The sequence below is a fragment of the Moorena producens PAL-8-15-08-1 genome, assembly GCF_001767235.1.
GTDB lineage: Bacteria > Cyanobacteriota > Cyanobacteriia > Cyanobacteriales > Coleofasciculaceae > Moorena > Moorena producens_A.
The window spans coordinates 4,283,272-4,300,315 of the sequence record NZ_CP017599.1; the positions used below are offsets into that span (position 1 = coordinate 4,283,272).

Sequence of the window (17,044 nt, forward strand, 5' to 3'; positions counted from 1 at the left end):
CACTTCTTAGCGGAAGTGCCATGTGCCCCATTCAGAAGCCCTCTCCCTCAAACAGGCAAAGATATCCAGGATTTGGCGATTACATTACATGTCCACTCCTGCCTAGAAGTGGGCTACAAAGGCTTTTCCCTTCTCACCGATCCTTGGCTTTGTGGGTCAGCCTTTTTAGGCTCTTGGATACATTATCCCGCTCCCATAGTCAACATTTCCACCTTGCGTCCTGATGCGATCTGGATTTCCCATGAGCACTCGGATCATTTTCATAAAGAAACCTTAGACCATTTTGACCGTTCAACGCCGATTTACGTGCCCGACTTTCCCAATCGTCGCCTGATCGAGGGTTTAACGGCATTGGGCTTTCAGGATATACGTCCCATGGCCTTTGGGGAGAGAGTCCAACTCTCAAAACATATTCATCTGACCTGCTTTGAACCAGGCAGTTTATGGAATGATGCCATTGTTTTGATGGAGATTGATGGCTTTCGTGTGCTCAATATCAATGATGCGGGCATTAACCATCGCATTGCCTCGTTGCTGCCTCCTGTGGATATGGTCGCCTCTTTGTTCGTTCCTGGAGCATCAGGATACCCTTGGACTTGGAGTCATCTTAGCCAAGAGCAAAAGGTTAACATCTCAAAACGTAGCGCTCAAGGCTTACTTGAGATGCTTAAACAGATGATGAAGCTGTATGACGCGAAATATCTCTTACCCTTTGCGGGTAATTTCACGTGGTGTCATCCCACTCATCGTGAGTATGTTGGCCTAATGAGTACCAATACCTTAGACGATGTGGTGCAGCTTTTTGAGGGCAGTGACGTAGAAGTAATTCCTCTTCTACCTGGAGAGAGCTGGGAGAGTTCAACAGGCAAGATTAAGCGTGTCTGGCAGAATCGAGAGGAACTCGATGACATAAACTATAAACTGCGCTACATTGAGCAGCATTTTGATCAAGCTTTATTTTCCCAATATCATGCTTGCTCCACAACAGTGACCCGTTCCGAGTTGGAAGCGTATTTTCTGCAATTGAATGACGTGCCGGATATCGCCTTCTGCGAAGAGATAACCGTCACCGTACAAGCAACTCAAGAGGATTTTGACGAGGTAACCTTCTCTGTTTCCTTTTCAATAACAGCTGGGCGGCTGGAAATCCTGTCCGAACTACCCGATGTGCCCAACTTGCTCATGAAAATCCCCCTTGGCATTTTGGCCAAGATTGTGACAGAAAATCTCTCTTGGGATGAGGCTCATATCGGCCATTGGTGCCGCTTTTCCAGAAGCTCTAATATATACAATGCTGGTTTCTGGCGCTTATTACAAGCTCCATACTATCACAAGCCTGCCTCAGTGCCACCCATAGACCATCAGCCGATCACAGGCGACACCGTCATCGCCGACTTGCTGGAAACCCATGGTAACCAAGCTCAAAGGATTCTAGGCCGCTATGGATTATACTGTCTGGGCTGTCATCATTCAACCCACGACACGATCACACTAGGGGCAAAACAACATGGCCTAAACAAAAATACGGTTGATCGCTTGGTTCGAGAACTTAACCAGACATTCGACTCAAAAAAGGAAGAAAGCACAATATGAAACCTTCGATGATCTTAGCCAACAAAATTGCTTATTGGACCGTTCCACCAGGGATCAAAAAAGTTATTCTTTCGAACTTGAGCACATGGGTAGAGAGCTTGAATTTCTATACCATCCCACGAGAGCACCAACTTCTTCTACAAAAAAATCAGGTCTTGCACAATCGCCATGCCGGAGAGCGCTGCTTTATTCTGGCCACCGGGCCGAGCATCAAATCACAGAACCTTAAATTGTTGCAGGGGGAGAACTGTATTGCGGTAAGTAATTTCTTCCTCCACCCAGATTATAGCCTGATCCGGCCACGTTACTACTGCATCGCCCCTTATCATCTCCCGCTTACAGAAGAATCTTGGTCCGGTTGGATGAAAGAATTGGATCACGGAACTGGAGATAGTACATTTTTCTTTGCCCTGGGCGACCAAAAACGAGTAGAGGGAGCTGGGCATTTTGCCAATCGACAAGTTCATTATCTCTGGTTTGGTGCCTCCTCAGAGATGATCGTGAATTCAGGGATCGATCTCACCCGTCCTATCTTGCCAATTCACACCGTCACGATTATGGCATTGCAAGTGGCGATTTATATGGGCTTCCGACAAATTTACCTGCTTGGCTGTGACCACAATCAGATTATCGGCTTGAATAAGAGCAAATATTTTTTCTCAACAGAAGAATTTGTGCAGGTTACCAAACGCCCTCTGGAGTGGAATGAGCGCGACATTGAGTGGTTTTGCCAGGAATATGTCGATCAGTGGGGAAATTACAAGCTGATGCGCCGTGTGGCGGACGCAAATTCCATTCAAATCCTAAATGCCACGCCCAATAGCTTGCTAGATGTCTTTGAGAGGGTTAAGTATGAGTCACTTTTCAACGGTAACTAATAGACTTCGCGGCAGTTGTCGGGAACAGGGAATAGGGAACAGGGAACAGTGGACAAGAATTGACGTAAACACTATCATAAAAATACTTTGGCAAGAGGTCTAATCAAATAAAGCCGATCATCTAGATGGGTTATGGGTGCTCTATTGAGTTGTACTAAAAATTAGTATAAAGCTCAAACTAGTTAACTTTTATAAATAACTAATAAACCTCTAGCCAAAGTGTTTTCATGAGCGTGTAATGCTCTATTATTATACTTTTAAAGTATACCTTTTACCCCTGACGGGGCGACAGGTCAGCTAGAATGTAGCCAGAATAAGCGATCTAGCTCTTATCCCTCTTCAATAATACCTGAGGGGGTGACAAAAAAGCTAAAAGCAATGCAGCGCATCAACCCCCTGTGAGCATCTCCCCCATCTCCCCATCTCCCCATCTCCCCATCTCCCCATCTCCCCACACTCTTCCCCTTCCCTACAGCCGCAGGTGCAATGTGTCGCAAAGCTGATCAAAATAGGATTGAAAGTCTTTTGTCGTTGATACCTCAGAGGGGAAGATGGCTTGATGGATTGCTTCTCCAACTGCTTTGGCTAACCGTGGTGGTACAGCATTACCAACCTGTCTGTATCGTGATGTTTTAGAACCTTTGAATACAAAATGATCAGGAAAGGATTGGAGTCTAGCTGATTCCCTTACCGTCAGCCGTCTTACCCCTTCAATTGTTCCTGATCTGGGTTTTCCCCCATTCATTAAATGACGATGATACACCAGTAAAACACCTTCAGGGTCAATAATGTGGGTTCGGTAACCTCCCATAGTAGCGGTAATGGTAGGACTTGGTGCATCGAAATTGATGGGTTTTCCCCCACCCTTGACTAGGGTTCCTGTCCAAGGGGTAGGACGAATCACGGGTTTATTGGCATAGGAAACGTTAGTGCTATTCGGCTCATAGTCGGGAACATCAGTTAAGGCTGAACCTGATGAAATATAGGAATTAGATGTCCCTAAACCATGGGTTTTTAGGGGAAACGTAAAATCGGTTTTTGTGGCTAAACCGACCAAAAATAGACGTTCACGATACTGAGGAATTCCATAGGATGCTGCTTCTAAAAGCTCTACATAAACTGAATAATCCAGAGCTTGAAACTGCTGAATAATCCATTGATAATAGTTAAAATTTTTAGAGCTTTGCAACCCACGCATAGTTTCCATTAAAAATGCCTTGGGTCGAATCTCCCTGACTGCTCGAATGAATTCTGGAACTAAATCTTTATTGTTGGCTTCGGATAACTGTTTATTTGGGTCTTGGTTTAGGACAGAGAAAGGTTGACAAGGTGGTGACCCTACTACTAGGTCAATACCTTGAAATTGAGTAAAGTCTAAGGCTCTAACATCGGAGCGAATAACATTAGCGCTAGGAAAGTTTTCTCGATAAGTGGAAACAGCAGATTTATCAATTTCTATTGCTGTGGTGATCTGCCACCCAGCCATATGGAAACCTAGAGAAAGGCCACCTGCCCCTGCAAATATATCGATGGCGTTTTTGGAATCATTCATCAGTTAGCGAGCCGCTTTTCTCTATTAGCTATAGCGTTTTTATTTGCAGCAGGGAGCAGGGAGTAGGGAGTAGGGAGTAGGGAGTAGGGGTAATAAAATTTACTGTACCTCATAACTATGATCACGGCTATATTTGGACTAATTTTAGTTTAAGGGTATAAGCTGGTTTTGTTATGCCAAATTGGTACATATTATATAGCCTCAATTGCTTCAGGTACTTTCGTTATTGGTTTTAGGGAGTAGGGAGCAGGGAGTAGGGAGCAGGGAGTAGGGAGTATCCCTAAGAAAATTTACTGTACCTCATAACTATGATCAACGCTATATTTGTAATAATTTTAGTTTAACGGTATCGGCTGATTTTACTATGCCAAATTGGTACATTGCCTATTCCCTATTGCCTATTCCCTATTGCCTATTCCCTGTTTAATACTTCTGATGCTATATACCATTTATAAATAGATCATGAAAACCAATGCTGATTTATTAGAACACCAAAAAATTATCGGATATCTTGACTACTGTTCCCTGTTCCCTGTTCCCTGTTCCCTGTTCCCATCAATCTTATATTTACATCTAAACTTAAAATGCTATAGTTATGCTAAATCAGCAAGACTATGACAGAGTTTAGCCAGGGTAATAAAACTAAAAAACTAACTATCGCCCCCTCTTCAAAAGGTATCGAAACAGCGAAAAAAGCTTTTGATAAGCTAGGGTTTGAGTTAAAAAGTAACTTCCCCAAGTCACAAGGGATAAGTCACTATACAGTTACAAGATTTTTTAAATCAGAGCCCATTCAGCTTGATTTATTTAAACGCATATGCCAGGGATTGAATCTAGACTGGAAAGAAATTGCGGGAATAGCAGAAGAACAAGCATCAGAACAGCTAAACAAAAATGATGGCAGTAGCTCAGAGCCGGTGCAGGGTGTGGAGCCAAGTCAATCCCTGAGCCACCAACAGACTTTAATCCAGAGACAAAGTCAAACACTTAAAGCTGTTCTGGTTTTAGAAGGAGATATAAATTCAGTTCAACCTTCAAAACTGATTGAATCTATTTTACAACAATCTTCAGGATACACGATCAACATTATTGATATTAAACCAAGCCGCTTAATCCTAGAGGGGTCTCAAGAAGCTATCGAAGGGCTTGAAGCTCGGATAAAATCAGAAGACCTAAAACAATTAAGTGGTTTTCCTGTTAAAGAGATTCAAATTTTGAACGAAAGGTCAGATGATGAAGAAAATAGCAAGCTTGATCATAAATGGCGTTTAGTTAAAGAGATTGCCACGGGTGGAGCTGTGGGTCGAGATTTGAGGGGTGCGAACCTCAGTGATACGGACCTCAGTAATACGAAGCTCAGTGGTGCTAATCTGATTCGTGCCGACCTGAGTGGTACGGACCTCAGTGATGCGGACTTGAGTGGTGCGGACCTCAGTGATGCGGACTTGAGTGGTGCGGACCTCAGTGGTGCCGACCTAATTCGTGCTAACTTGATTCGCCCCAACCTAAGTGATGCTAACCTCTGTGGTGTCAACTTGATTCGTGCCAACCTGATTCGTGCCAATCTTAGTGGAGCCAAGCTAATTGGAGCCAACCTGATTGGAGCCAACCTAATTGGAGCCAACCTAATTGGAGCCAACCTCAGTGGAGCCAACTTCAGTAATGCCAACCTAAGTGGTGCTAACCTCAGTAATCTTAACCTGAGTGGTGTCAACCTCAGTGGTGCTAACCTCAGTGGTGCCAACCTAATTGGTGTCAACCTGAAAAATGCTAACCTCAGTGGTGCAGACCTGGGGGGTACCAACCTCCGGAGTGCCGAGCTGTTTACTGCCAACCTCAGGGGTGCTAACCTCCGGGGTGCCTACCTCAGTGATGCCAGGGTGAGTGGTGCAAACCTCAGTGATGCCGACCTCAGTGGAGCCAACCTGAGTCGTGCCAACCTAAGTCGTTACAGCCTTTTTGGTGCCAAGCTCAGTGGAGCCAACCTGAGTCGTGCCTGCCTCAGTGGATCCAACCTCACTGGTGCAAACCTCAGTGGTGCCGATCTCAGTAGTGCCAACCTCAGTGATGCTAAAGTCAAGAATGCCCGATTCGCATATATTGTAGGAATTGATGAATCCACCAAGCTTGAACTAATTAAAAGAGGAGCAATTTTTTAGAATTTTCCAGGTGAACCCTCTGAAATTAGTTCTTGAAACATTACCAGTTATGTGTCTTAAAAAAGAGCGATCGCATAATCTACATAACTGGTAATTCGACGGATAATTTATCTGTATTAAAAAAGAGCGATCGCATAATATAGCCATCCGTGTAGGAATTGTGATCATTTTTGTTCCCTACTCCCTACTCCCTACTCCCTACTCCCTATTCCCTTTGCTATACTGCTCATACTGACCGTTACTGCGAAATTTGGCTTCTCACCCAACTCCGAAAAGCTTTCACCAATTCTAAATAGTCCATGGTTTCAGCTTGTTTTAAAAATTGGGCAATTTCGGAAAGTGGTAAATTCGGAAAGTATAGACTTTGATTTCCAACAACGTAGTCTTGATTTTCGAGTTGCTTAATGGTGAAAGATTTACCATCATAAATCCAGACTTCAGGTACACCTAGATTTGAATAGATATCAAAGCGGTCATCTGAACGTCTGGTAATATCAATTTCAACAACTAAATCTGGCCCTGGGTCTTCTGGGCCAAGCCTTTTTTTCCCTTTGACACCATCTATGTTGTTAATGTAGAAACATTCATCAGGTTCGGCTCCACTAATTTCTGGACGTTTAAAGGTCGTTGACCCTAAAGGATAAATCCTAATTTTTAATTCTTCAGCTAGGGTTTCAACAAAGCGACCCATCACTTTTTTATAAAGTTCATGTTCAGGGGAAGGAGCCATGATTTCTAGGTTGCCACGATTGTAGGTAAGCCGTAAACGGCGATGGTTTTCCAATTCATTAAGTAATGTTTCATAGGTTTGCCAACTGATACCAGAGAGTTGGATTCGTTCTGGTGGTGGGGTTAGGGGAGTGATGGTCATGGGGAGAGAGCTTTGGAATTATAGTTATTTTAGCAGTACAATTTAAGTAGAAGGAGATTATTTATGAATCGAACAATGACACTAATCAGGAGTAAGGATTATGACAGATTCCAAGAAAAACGATGTAGTAAACTCTTATGGAATTCTCAACCAAGAGCAAAGGTATGCTGACAACCGTGATACAGAAGAAGTCTTGTTAGCAGACCTGACTGGAATAGAAGACCCTGACCGGATTTTTGAGGGTGTGGTTGACCGTGACACTGGGATGGGACGCACCTTGGAGAAATTGAGAACTAGCAAACTATCTGGTGGCAATGTGACCGGTGGCGATATTTATGACAATTGGTATCAGGCTGAAGTAGTGGGGGAAGAAGCAGTTGGAGGAGAAACGCCCACTCCTGACCAAAATGTAACTGAAGACTTACTGGAGTCCATGGGGATTTCTTCAGTGGATGGTGAAGCTGTGCAAACTCGGGACAAGTTAGAGGTTCGTGACCACCTCCGCTGGGAGCTCAACCCTGAATCTTCTGAAGATTATTCCCAACACTTGAAGTAAGGTGTTGTTGGCAACGGATGGCAGCCATGCGATCGCATAAATCCTCAGCCCACCAAAAAGCTCTGATCATCTACCACACCAGCCCTACCCCGACGAGTTAACGAAACTTAGGGCAATCCTGCCAAATTCAAAAATCTGAGCTTTAATCAAAAATGGAAGCTCTAAGAGGAAAATCTAGGCACGCCATGGGTAGGGTAATTAAAACAGCCATAGGGTTATTACTGGGATTATCTCTCATCCTAGGAATAATAAGCTGTGATAGCGCTAAACTAACGTCAGGGTTTCAACCCTTACCAGCAGTTGCTCCCCTACCGATGCCTCAAATCCCAGAGTGGATTGAGCAAATTAGTCCCATCGGCATGGCTGAGCCCCTTTCCCAAATTCGGATTCGCTTCAAAGACCCCCTGATTCCCGTTGAACGCTTAGGAAGTCCAAATCAGCGGGAAATATTACAGAAATTTGAAATCATACCCCCTATCCCTGGGCAATTTCGTTTCTTAACCCCACGGATGGTAGGATTCCAAGCCGACCAAGCTCTGCCTCTAGCCACTCGTGTCCAAGTTACCCTCAAAGCAGGATTAGCTGACCTCAACAATCATAGTCTAGAACAAGAGTTAGCTTGGACTTTCAATACTGCCCCGATCCAGTTAACCAATCTCCCAGCAACTCAGCGGAATCCAGAAGCGGAACCAGAACCGATTGCTCTCGAGCCTAAGTTACAGTTTACCTCCAATACCCAATTGGATCTCGCTTCAGTAAACCAGCACTTGACCATGACACCGAAAGGTCAGACTCAGAGTGTCAAGCTAGATGTAGCCCTTAAGGAACAAGCAGATGTTTCCAATGAGTATAGGCAACCCGCTCAGGAATTTAACCCCTCCTTGCGGCCATGGATTTATACGATCACCCCTAAGCAACCCCTAACTAAAGCTACCGATTACAAATTAGCCTTTGCCCCTGGTGTGCGTCCCGCTCGCGGCAATATCGCGACCGAAACCCCTTTCGTTAGTCAAGTCAAAACCTTTGACCCCTTGACCTATAAGGAAATCAGCTTTTACGGACAACCAGAGGCGGGAGGCGCTTATGGACGGTTTGTGAAAGGGGCAGCTCGGTTGGAATTTAATAATGGTTTGCTGGCCTCTTCCGCCATGGAGCATATTACCGTTGAGCCTGCTCCCAAGGAAGCTCCCAAATTGGTGCAAGCTTATGATGGCAATCGATTCGTTAACCTTAATCCTTGGGCATTAGAACCAGAAATTACCTATACCGTTACTCTCGGTGCTAATCTCACTGACCAATTTGGGCAAACCTTGGGTGAACCTGTAACCTTTAAATACCAAACAGGGGATTTAGCAGGGGATATCTGGGCTCCCTCGGATTTGCATATCTTTCCCTCTACCCTAAAACGCAATTCCGAGTCCCTACAGTTGAATATTTCTACGGTCAATTTACCGCAACCGGAGTATAAAGCGGCTTATCGCATTGTTCAACCTACTGACTTGGTCTATAAAGATTCCGCTTATCCCAGTGGCAAGAGCAATGATTTATTACCGAACCCAAGTCAATGGGAGCGTTTCCGGGTATCGGGGAAGAAAAATAAAACCAATAATATCGCGGTTTCCCTGAGGAAACGACTCGGAGGTCGAACGGGAATGTTGGCCTATGGAGTGCAAGCCAAAACCTATCGCTATCAAGATGGGAATGGAAATCAAAAGTGGTGGGAACCAAAGTATTATGGCATGGTGCAGCTGACTAATTTGGGAGTGTTTGCGCAATGGTTTCCTGATTCCGGTTTAGTGCAAGTCAATCATCTGTCCAATGGGTCACCAGCAGCAGCAACGGTAGAGATATATAAGTCTGAGCTGAATGCTTCCTATCGAGGCACACCAAAACCCTGTGCGATCGCAAAAACTGACAGAACTGGCACCATTGCCCTAAACAGCCAGGCTCTTCGGCAATGTATGAATGGGGCAACGCGCTTCACTAAAGGCCCGCAATTACTGGTAATTGCTAAAGAAGGCAAAGACTGGGCATTTACTCGAACCAATGAATATAGTGGGTATTATGGCTACGGGATTTATTCAGACTGGGACAATGGCAAACCTAAATCCCGAGGGACTATTTTCTCAGACAGACAGCTTTACCAACCAGGAGAAAAGGCTTGGTTCACCGCAGCAGCCTATTATCTCGAAAAAGATAACCTCACCCAAGACAAAAATGCATCTTATCAGGTCACGCTGGTAGAACCCAATGGTAAGAAGACAGACTTAGGCACTAAGAAAACCAATGAATTTGGTACCTTCTCCCTAGAATTACCCCTGAAAGAGAATCAACCCCTAGGTTTCTATACCGTTCAGGCCAGGGGAAGCAATGGCAGAGAAATCTCAGGTGGTTTCCGAGTAGCTGAGTTTAATCCTCCTAATTTTAAAGTTGACCTTACCCTTGCTCAAAAATTTGCTAACATGGGCGAGAAGGTGGACGCTAATGTCCAAGGAAATTATTGGTTTGGTTCAAATGTAGATGGGGGCAAGGTGGCCTATTATGTCACCCGCACCCCCGTCTACTTTACTCCAGAAGGATGGGAAGAGTTTTCCTTTGGTCAGCAGTGGTTTTGGCCACAGGAAAGACCGCAAGTTACCAGTGATGTACTCCAAACTAATCAAACCTTAAGTGAGTCTGGGGAAAGTAGTCTAACTATTCCGGTGACGAAAGACCTGCCCTATCCCATGACTTACCGGGTAGATTCCCAAGTTACCGATGTCTCGAATCTGTCGGTATCCGACTCTAAAACATTTACAGCTTTACCTAGCGATAAACTAATTGGATTAAAAGGGGATTGGGTGGCGGATGCTGGAAAACCATTCCCTCTAGAAGTGATTGTTACTGACCCCACGGGTAAATTAATCAAAGGACAACAAGTGCGCCTGGAACTGCAAGAAATGAAATACAGCAGTGTCACCCAGGTATTGGCAGGGAGTCAGCGAGAAAAGAATCAGGTGGAATACAAAACCGTTAAAGAGGTAACTGTCCGTTCCGGTAGTAGTCCCAAATCCATTAAGCTCACTCCCCCCTCATCCGGTTCTTATCGAATTCGCGCTAATTTTGCTAAGGCTAAAAATGACTTAGCAGCAACAGACTTGCAAATTTGGGCAACCGGTGGAAACGCAGTGTACTGGGGGTCTCGCTATGATAACTCTCGCCTGGATATCAAACTAGACAAGGATAGCTATAAGCCTGGGGAAACAGCCACAGCCTTGATTCAATCTCCCTATGCCCAAGGGGAATTGTATTTTTCAGTAGTTCGGAACAATACTCTCTATCGCAAAGTAGTGAAAGTTAAAGGGGGTGCGCCAGAGATTAAGTTCAAAGTGACTCCGGAGATGGTACCGAATGCGGCAGTAGAAGCAGTAGTAGTGCGCCAAGGCAAACCCCTATCCCAAGTGGAGCCGGGGAGTGTAGAAAATCTGGTGCGGATTGGTTTTGCTCCGTTTAATACCAGCTTGGATGATAACTATCTCAAGGTAACAGAGACATTGCAGTCTAAGTCCATTGAACCTGGTGCTAAGCAAACCGTGGAATTAGCATTGCAAAATGCTAAGGGTAAACCGGTAAAGGGACAGTTTACGGTGATGGTTGTCAATGAAGCTATCTTGCAACTGAGTGGCTACCAAGTACCGGATTTAGTAGAGACCGTGTATGCTCAGCAAGATATTTCCACTCGCTTCAGTGATAACCGTCCTAAGGTGGTGCTAGAAAAGCTAGCGATGCGAATGATGGACAAAGGCTGGGGCTATGGTGGAGGACGGTCTTCTGGCGCAGCTAGTACTCGGATTCGCACGGAATTCAAACCCTTAGCCTACTACAATGGTTCACTGGTAACAGATACCAATGGTAAAGCCAGGGTAACCTTTAAACTACCAGATAACTTAACCACTTGGCGGGTGATGGCAGTAGCAACGGATGGCAACCTACACTTTGGTAATGGCCAGGCTACCTTTATCACCACCAAGCGGCTGATGGCTAATCCAGTATTACCTCAATTTGCTCGTCCAGGCGATCGCTTTAAAGCTGGTATATCGCTAATTAATAATACTGGGCAAACGGGAGATTTACAGATTAATGGACAACTGACCGGTGCCGTTCAGTTTGATGATGGTAAAGGGCCTACGCTGAATCAAAAAACCTCAGCCAAGACCGGAACCAGTGGTTATCGTTTTCCGATGGTAGCCAATAACTTGGATAAAGCTAAAGTCAAGTTTACGACTAAGCTCAATGGTAATCAGGATGGGTTTGAAGTACCTTTAGCTGTTAAACCGGTTGACATTACTGAGCAAGTGGTGGAATCGGGAGTAACCAGGACTCAAGTAAAAATCCCAGTGAATATAGCTAGTAACGTGGTACCTGACAGCGGAGGGTTAGAGATTTCCCTGGCTAGCACTCTGATTCCTGAGATTACTGCTCCGGCTAAGCAAGTCTTGGATAACGAAGACTTACCCTTCTTAGAACCGGTAGCAAGTAAATTAGCGATCGCATCCAATTTGGAAATACTCGGCAAACAATATGGTCAGACCTTTGCTGAGTTTAACCCTAGCCAACAAGGCACTGACGCTATCAAACAGTTACAGAAACTCCAGCGACCAGATGGTGGCTTGGCCAGATGGCCCGGACAAAAATCCTCAGACCCCTTCGTGTCTCCCTATGCTGCTACTGCTCTAGCTCGGGCTAAAGCAGCAGGATTATCAGTAGATGCTGGGATGGTGAGCCGTCTCCAGAACTACTTGCAGAAAATATTGGCAAATCCTGGTCAGTATGATTATTGCAAGAGCGTAGTGTGTAAGAGTAAGGTGCGATTAGAAGCACTGATGGGGTTAGCAGAACTCGGTCAGACCCGCAGTGACTTCCTAGGATACCTTTATGAACAGAGCAGTAACTTCGACCGGGTCACTCAGATTAAATTAGCCCGTTACTTATTACAGTTTCCTCAGTGGCGGAGCCAAGCCCAAACTCTAGTCAATCAGTTTCAGGAAAGCATCTATCAAACTGGGCGTTCAGCTCGGATAAACTTACCCCAAAGCTGGCGTTGGCTGGATTCTTCTACTACTGCACAAGCTCAAGCCTTGCGTTTATTTATTGCCCAAAACAGCTCAGCCGAGGTTCGCAGTAAACTATTACAAGGGTTATTAGAGTTACGGCGAGACGGCACTTGGCAAACTAGCTACGATAATGCCCAAGCCTTGAGTGCCTTAGTAGACTATAGTCGATTACAGCCTACACCCCCCAGCTTTGGAGCAACGGTACAACTAGCCGGGAAAAAACTTGGCTCAGCCCAATTCCAGGGGTATCAGAAACCTAGTCAATCGATTCAGGTTACTATGGATAAGTTACCCCGAGGTCGCCATGACCTAATTGTCAAAAAATCTGGTGCAGGGACTCTACACTACTTAACCAGCTATCGTTATCGCTTACAAGGCAATCAAGCTGGTCGGTTTAATGGATTACGAGTAAACAAGACCATACGTCCGGCTAATCAGGAAAAGGTGTTGCGAAAGATTGGACTGTATGCTCTCAAAGAGCCATTAACAGTACCAGCGGGACAAGTGTTTGATATTGGTGTTGAGGTGATTAGCGATCATCCAGTGGATCATGTGGTGATCGAAGATCATTTACCAGCTGGGTTGGAAGCAGTGGATACTAGTTTCCAAACTGCTACTCCTTACTTCCAAGCTCAACAGGATAGCTGGCAAATCGATTATCAGAAAATTCATCGCGATCGCATTGTGGCTTATGCCGATCGATTGGAAGCTGGCGTCTATAATTTACATTATCTGGTGCGGTCAGTTACACCAGGAACCTATTTATGGCCCCCTGCCCAAGCACACCTCAACTATGCCCCAGAAGAATTTGGTAGGTCGGCTTCCTCTACGTTAGTGATTAGTGATTAGTTATGAGTCAATTGTAAATTGTTAATTATTAATTGTTAATTACTAATTACTAATTACCATTATGCCTTTGCCTGAAATTGACAAATTAATACTTATTGAATACCCTTTTAAAGTTGATGGTGCTAAATCCATATCCGAATCAAAAACCGAATCCCAATAAAAAACCGAATGTCCGCCCCTTGGAGGTCAAGCTAATGTTAGAGTTCAATAAATCTTCAGCTATCGACATCGATAAAGGAAATTCGACAAAAACTCATAATCATGAAACCATTGAAACCGTTGTCAAAACCGAAAATAACGAAACTAACAAAATAGGCTTAACTGAGCCAAAATTTTGGTCGAAGCCACTGATTGGACATATCGCCATAACGTCTGTATTGGTTTTACTGATTACTGTAGGAGTTATCTTTCTCTATTCCTTAGGTAACTACCAAACCCAAAAGTGGTTGTTACCTCCAACAGAAACAGTTGCGTATACTGAGACCATCCCTGATGCTGCTCCCCTTGAACAAGAAAGAATTGGTGCCCAAATTCAAGAAATTCAAGCGCGAGACCAAAGGCATTTTAAAATGATGACATTCTTCTACAACAATTACTATATGTCTAAGTTAATGACTTATGGTACAGCGATTGTAGCAGGAATTTGTTTACTCTTTATTATTCGATCAGGTTGGAATAGTACTCACCCTTATGTGATTAATATCTTCGTAGTGGTTTCAGCATCAGCTATTCTGTTTGGAAATCTTCCTGGATTATTCCGGTATGAGGACAGTATTGTCAATAACAAACAGTTATACCTGAACTATGCATCTCTAAAGAATGAGGTAAGTAGCTACTTGGTCACAGGTCAAGATATCGATGGCAATCCTATAGAAATGAAGTACTTTATTAATCACATTGATAAGGAATTAAGTCGATTAAATCGACTGCCAATTGGGTTTGAGAGAACTAGACTTTTAGATTATCCCACTTTATATAGTAGCTCTCAATTTGATAAGGGACTTTAGTCCTGGGTTATAGGGAGTAGGGAGTAGGGAGTAGGGAGTAGGGAGTAGGGAGTAGGGAGGTAGCTTGCTCATGGGGGGTCTAATGATCATACTCGTTTTTGACCTCTTTTCTAGTTTAAGTCCCACAAGCTTCTCTAGTTTTAGACCTAAACAATGGCAAACTATTCCAAGGGTCAAAAGGAATCAACTTCTGGGATGAAAAATGGGGGCGACAGAAAAATTTCCCCCGTTGATTGAGCATAGAAGCAGCAAAGGAGAAAGTGCTATTCGAGATGGCTACAGCATCAGCATGACTCAATACATAAAAATCCCGATAAAACTCCGCCTGTGGCAACTCTACTCCCAAATCTTTCGCTGTTATCGGTTGATATTTGGCAAAACACCCTAACACCATCTCTATATCATCACTAGCAACATAAAGTATTGGCTCTTCCAAAGTCTCCCAGAAACCCCGCAACCACTCCTCATACCATTCCCAAGGTGCGATCCAATCAGGGTAGAGATAAAAATAATCTCCCAGTCGCATATGTATCGCCACTACAGTCTTACCTCTTGCGCTCAGATTTTCCCAAGCCATTTGCATTTTTGCTGCAATTTCTCCCACGGGTTGAAATAGCGATCGCCAATACTCCTGATATTTAGCATAATAAGCAGTATGATATTGAAAATATCCCCAAAAATCGACGTTGCTTAAAGCCTCTGGGGAGTTGACAATATCAGAAATTGACATATTGCTTTCTATATTTTCGGCAACCATAGGAAGCAATCGTCTAATTGGTGGATCGTCTAATCCAAAAATTTCTTTTCCGATCCATTCTGGTGTTTCCACTCGCAAATTATGTTCCTTGGCATAGGTTTTAAAGAAACCATATTGGAACAGCTGATTGGCAAAACCACCATTTTTGCCCAGACTTGTCATAGTAATTGTAGGTTGTCGCGCGTAAAAAGCATCTCCCCAAGAATGGTGATAGGGAGTCGTAGTTGCCACCCGATCAAAGCCTACTTTATTTAGAAATTTGTCAATATCATCAATTAAAGCGCAACCTTGATAAATTTCCTCATAATTAACTTCAATATTAATCCCCTCTACAAATTGCAAAGTATTACTTGCCCCCTGTAAGGCCAATAACTCTGCCCCTTGAATATCAATATTGAGCAGATTAAAATCCTCGGGTGACAGTTCCAATTCTGCCAGTAAATTATCCAAAGTTTTAGCCTCAACAGCTATCCTAGATATCTCTCTTGTAAAAATACTTTGATCACTATCATGTGTTGGAGATAAAATTGAACTACTTTGCTCATTGGCAGTAATGTGTAAGTCTACTATACCATCGCAGTTATAAATAGCATAATTAGCAACTCGTACCTCTGACATTCCTGCCATCTTTTTTTGGAGGCGATCAAATACTTGGGGGTTAGCTTCTACAAACAATATCTTTTCCATTCCCATCTCTCGATATGTCTGAATTTCCTCCCCTTCATAAGCACCGATATGAATTACCCCCCTGGGTTGAATAGAATTTTGCTGACAAAGTTTTGCCAAATCAAGCATTTGAGGAAACTCGCCTAAAACTCCAGACAAAAACCGCTCATTAACTGCTAAATAATTACACCATTGCCAGTCTTCGTCTTCAGGCAAAAATTCTGGTTTGTAATCTAATTGTTCGGGCAAAATCTTAAATAGAAAATAGCGAAATTGTTTCAGGAAGTCAAAAACAACCTGCAAAGAAATTCCTGCATCCTGAAAAGTTTGCCCATATTCAAATTGGAGATAATCTATTTTGCCAGACTGCAACATTTTTGTTGCTCCTTTTAAGACATCCAACTCACTCCCTTCAACATCAATTTTGAGGAAATTAATTCGTTTAATTTGCCACCGTTGACAATAAGCATCAAGAGTGGTAAGCAAAATCGTAAACTGTTGAGGTGTTCCCAAGTTAAATATCTTTTCATTCTCAGAGTTACGACGATATATAGTATTGAGAAAAGGAGTATTCGGGTAATCGTAAAGGGTTTGAATTTCTTCTGAGTTAGAGAGGGCAAAATTATTGGGGATGACCTGCCCGACGGCGATTGCCTGAGTAAGATGACCAACTAATTTTTGATAAGTCTGAGGATGAGGTTCAAAACTATGGATTTGGAGGCGATCGCCCTGGCATTGCTTGCAAACTTCATCAGTCCACTGACCGACATAAGCACCAACGTCAAAAACTACATCTCCAGAACGAATAAATCTATTAATGACATTTAATTCTCCAAGGTCAAGAGTAGCTTTCATCTAAATATTAGAGCACTTCGCGCTGGCGTATTTACAAAAACTAAAATGCAGCATCGGCTGCTTTTTTAAAAATTTAAATAATCTGGCAATAAGTAATAAGTCTACCCAGTAATGGGTATGATTGACACTTCCACTATGATAAGATACGGCGGTTTGCACTTCAATTAGGTACAAATTTCTGAGGTGCGACCCGTGGCGAATTTAATTC

12 protein-coding genes are annotated in these 17,044 nt (G+C 43.7%); 7 read left to right on the plus strand and 5 right to left on the minus strand.

From position 1 onward, the window contains the following. The first annotated feature begins 15 nt into the window (after nt 1–15). Both BJP34_RS15965 and BJP34_RS15970 read left to right on the plus strand, forming a co-directional pair. On the plus strand, nt 16–1,593 hold the full coding sequence (locus BJP34_RS15965) for an MBL fold metallo-hydrolase (protein ID WP_229424393.1): 1,578 nt from the start codon (nt 16–18) through the stop codon (nt 1,591–1,593). Further along, nucleotides 1,590–2,471, plus strand: a complete 882-nt coding sequence (locus BJP34_RS15970) for a hypothetical protein (protein ID WP_070393193.1) — start codon at nt 1,590–1,592, stop codon at nt 2,469–2,471. The genes BJP34_RS15965 and BJP34_RS15970 overlap by 4 nt, the downstream gene beginning before the upstream one ends. A gap of 329 nt (nt 2,472–2,800) precedes the next feature. Here BJP34_RS15970 and BJP34_RS48960 read toward each other — a convergent pair whose 3' ends face one another. Further along, nucleotides 2,801–2,926, minus strand: a complete 126-nt coding sequence (locus BJP34_RS48960) for a hypothetical protein (protein ID WP_267876586.1) — start codon at nt 2,924–2,926, stop codon at nt 2,801–2,803. A gap of 14 nt (nt 2,927–2,940) precedes the next feature. Beyond that, nucleotides 2,941–4,023, minus strand: a complete 1,083-nt coding sequence (locus tag BJP34_RS15975; protein WP_083305206.1) for a DNA cytosine methyltransferase — start codon at nt 4,021–4,023, stop codon at nt 2,941–2,943. Between the two features lie 462 nt (nt 4,024–4,485). On the opposite strand from BJP34_RS15975, the gene BJP34_RS43460 reads away from it, so the two are divergent. Beyond that, entirely contained in the window at nt 4,486–4,641 is a 156-nt protein-coding gene (locus BJP34_RS43460) for a hypothetical protein (protein WP_158517250.1), read from the plus strand. After that, a complete protein-coding gene (locus BJP34_RS15980; protein WP_070393194.1) occupies nt 4,638–6,182 on the plus strand; it encodes a pentapeptide repeat-containing protein in 1,545 nt (514 codons plus the stop codon). Before BJP34_RS43460 ends, BJP34_RS15980 begins: the two co-directional genes overlap by 4 nt. A 238-nt stretch (nt 6,183–6,420) precedes the next feature. Here BJP34_RS15980 and BJP34_RS15985 read toward each other — a convergent pair whose 3' ends face one another. Continuing rightward, complete coding sequence (locus BJP34_RS15985; protein ID WP_070393195.1) at nt 6,421–7,053, minus strand: Uma2 family endonuclease; 633 nt, start codon at nt 7,051–7,053, stop codon at nt 6,421–6,423. A 100-nt stretch (nt 7,054–7,153) separates the two neighbouring features. Between BJP34_RS15985 and BJP34_RS15990 the strand changes: the two genes are divergently transcribed. The 3 genes from BJP34_RS15990 (at nt 7,154) to BJP34_RS16000 (ending at nt 14,558) form a co-directional block, all read left to right on the plus strand. Then, on the plus strand, nt 7,154–7,609 hold the full coding sequence (locus BJP34_RS15990; protein ID WP_070393196.1) for a DUF6335 family protein: 456 nt from the start codon (nt 7,154–7,156) through the stop codon (nt 7,607–7,609). A gap of 185 nt (nt 7,610–7,794) precedes the next feature. Then, on the plus strand, nt 7,795–13,551 hold the full coding sequence (locus BJP34_RS15995; RefSeq protein WP_070393197.1) for an alpha-2-macroglobulin family protein: 5,757 nt from the start codon (nt 7,795–7,797) through the stop codon (nt 13,549–13,551). A gap of 116 nt (nt 13,552–13,667) precedes the next feature. After that, nucleotides 13,668–14,558 (plus strand): hypothetical protein, encoded by an 891-nt coding sequence (locus tag BJP34_RS16000; protein ID WP_070393198.1) that lies wholly within the window; start codon nt 13,668–13,670, stop codon nt 14,556–14,558. Here BJP34_RS16000 and BJP34_RS48965 read toward each other — a convergent pair. Both BJP34_RS48965 and BJP34_RS16005 read right to left on the minus strand, forming a co-directional pair. After that, nucleotides 14,523–14,648 (minus strand): hypothetical protein, encoded by a 126-nt coding sequence (locus tag BJP34_RS48965; protein WP_267876587.1) that lies wholly within the window; start codon nt 14,646–14,648, stop codon nt 14,523–14,525. The two genes, BJP34_RS16000 and BJP34_RS48965, sit on opposite strands and share 36 nt — an antisense overlap. Nucleotides 14,649–14,673: 25 nt before the next feature. Further along, entirely contained in the window at nt 14,674–16,836 is a 2,163-nt protein-coding gene (locus tag BJP34_RS16005; RefSeq protein ID WP_070393199.1) for an FkbM family methyltransferase, read from the minus strand. Nucleotides 16,837–17,044: the final 208 nt, after the last annotated feature.

Bases quoted from the DNA above. Each gene is read 5' to 3' on its own strand.
- BJP34_RS15970 (WP_070393193.1), top strand. From the start codon at position 1,590: ATGAAACCTTCGATGATCTTAGCCAACAAAATTGCTTATTGGACCGTT.
- BJP34_RS48965 (WP_267876587.1), bottom strand. From the start codon at position 14,648: ATGATCATTAGACCCCCCATGAGCAAGCTACCTCCCTACTCCCTACTC.
- BJP34_RS15985 (WP_070393195.1), bottom strand. From the start codon at position 7,053: ATGACCATCACTCCCCTAACCCCACCACCAGAACGAATCCAACTCTCT.
- BJP34_RS43460 (WP_158517250.1), top strand. From the start codon at position 4,486: ATGAAAACCAATGCTGATTTATTAGAACACCAAAAAATTATCGGATAT.
- BJP34_RS15980 (WP_070393194.1), top strand. From the start codon at position 4,638: ATGACAGAGTTTAGCCAGGGTAATAAAACTAAAAAACTAACTATCGCC.
- BJP34_RS15975 (WP_083305206.1), bottom strand. From the start codon at position 4,023: ATGAATGATTCCAAAAACGCCATCGATATATTTGCAGGGGCAGGTGGC.
- BJP34_RS16005 (WP_070393199.1), bottom strand. From the start codon at position 16,836: ATGAAAGCTACTCTTGACCTTGGAGAATTAAATGTCATTAATAGATTT.
- BJP34_RS15990 (WP_070393196.1), top strand. From the start codon at position 7,154: ATGACAGATTCCAAGAAAAACGATGTAGTAAACTCTTATGGAATTCTC.
- BJP34_RS15995 (WP_070393197.1), top strand. From the start codon at position 7,795: ATGGGTAGGGTAATTAAAACAGCCATAGGGTTATTACTGGGATTATCT.
- BJP34_RS16000 (WP_070393198.1), top strand. From the start codon at position 13,668: ATGGTGCTAAATCCATATCCGAATCAAAAACCGAATCCCAATAAAAAA.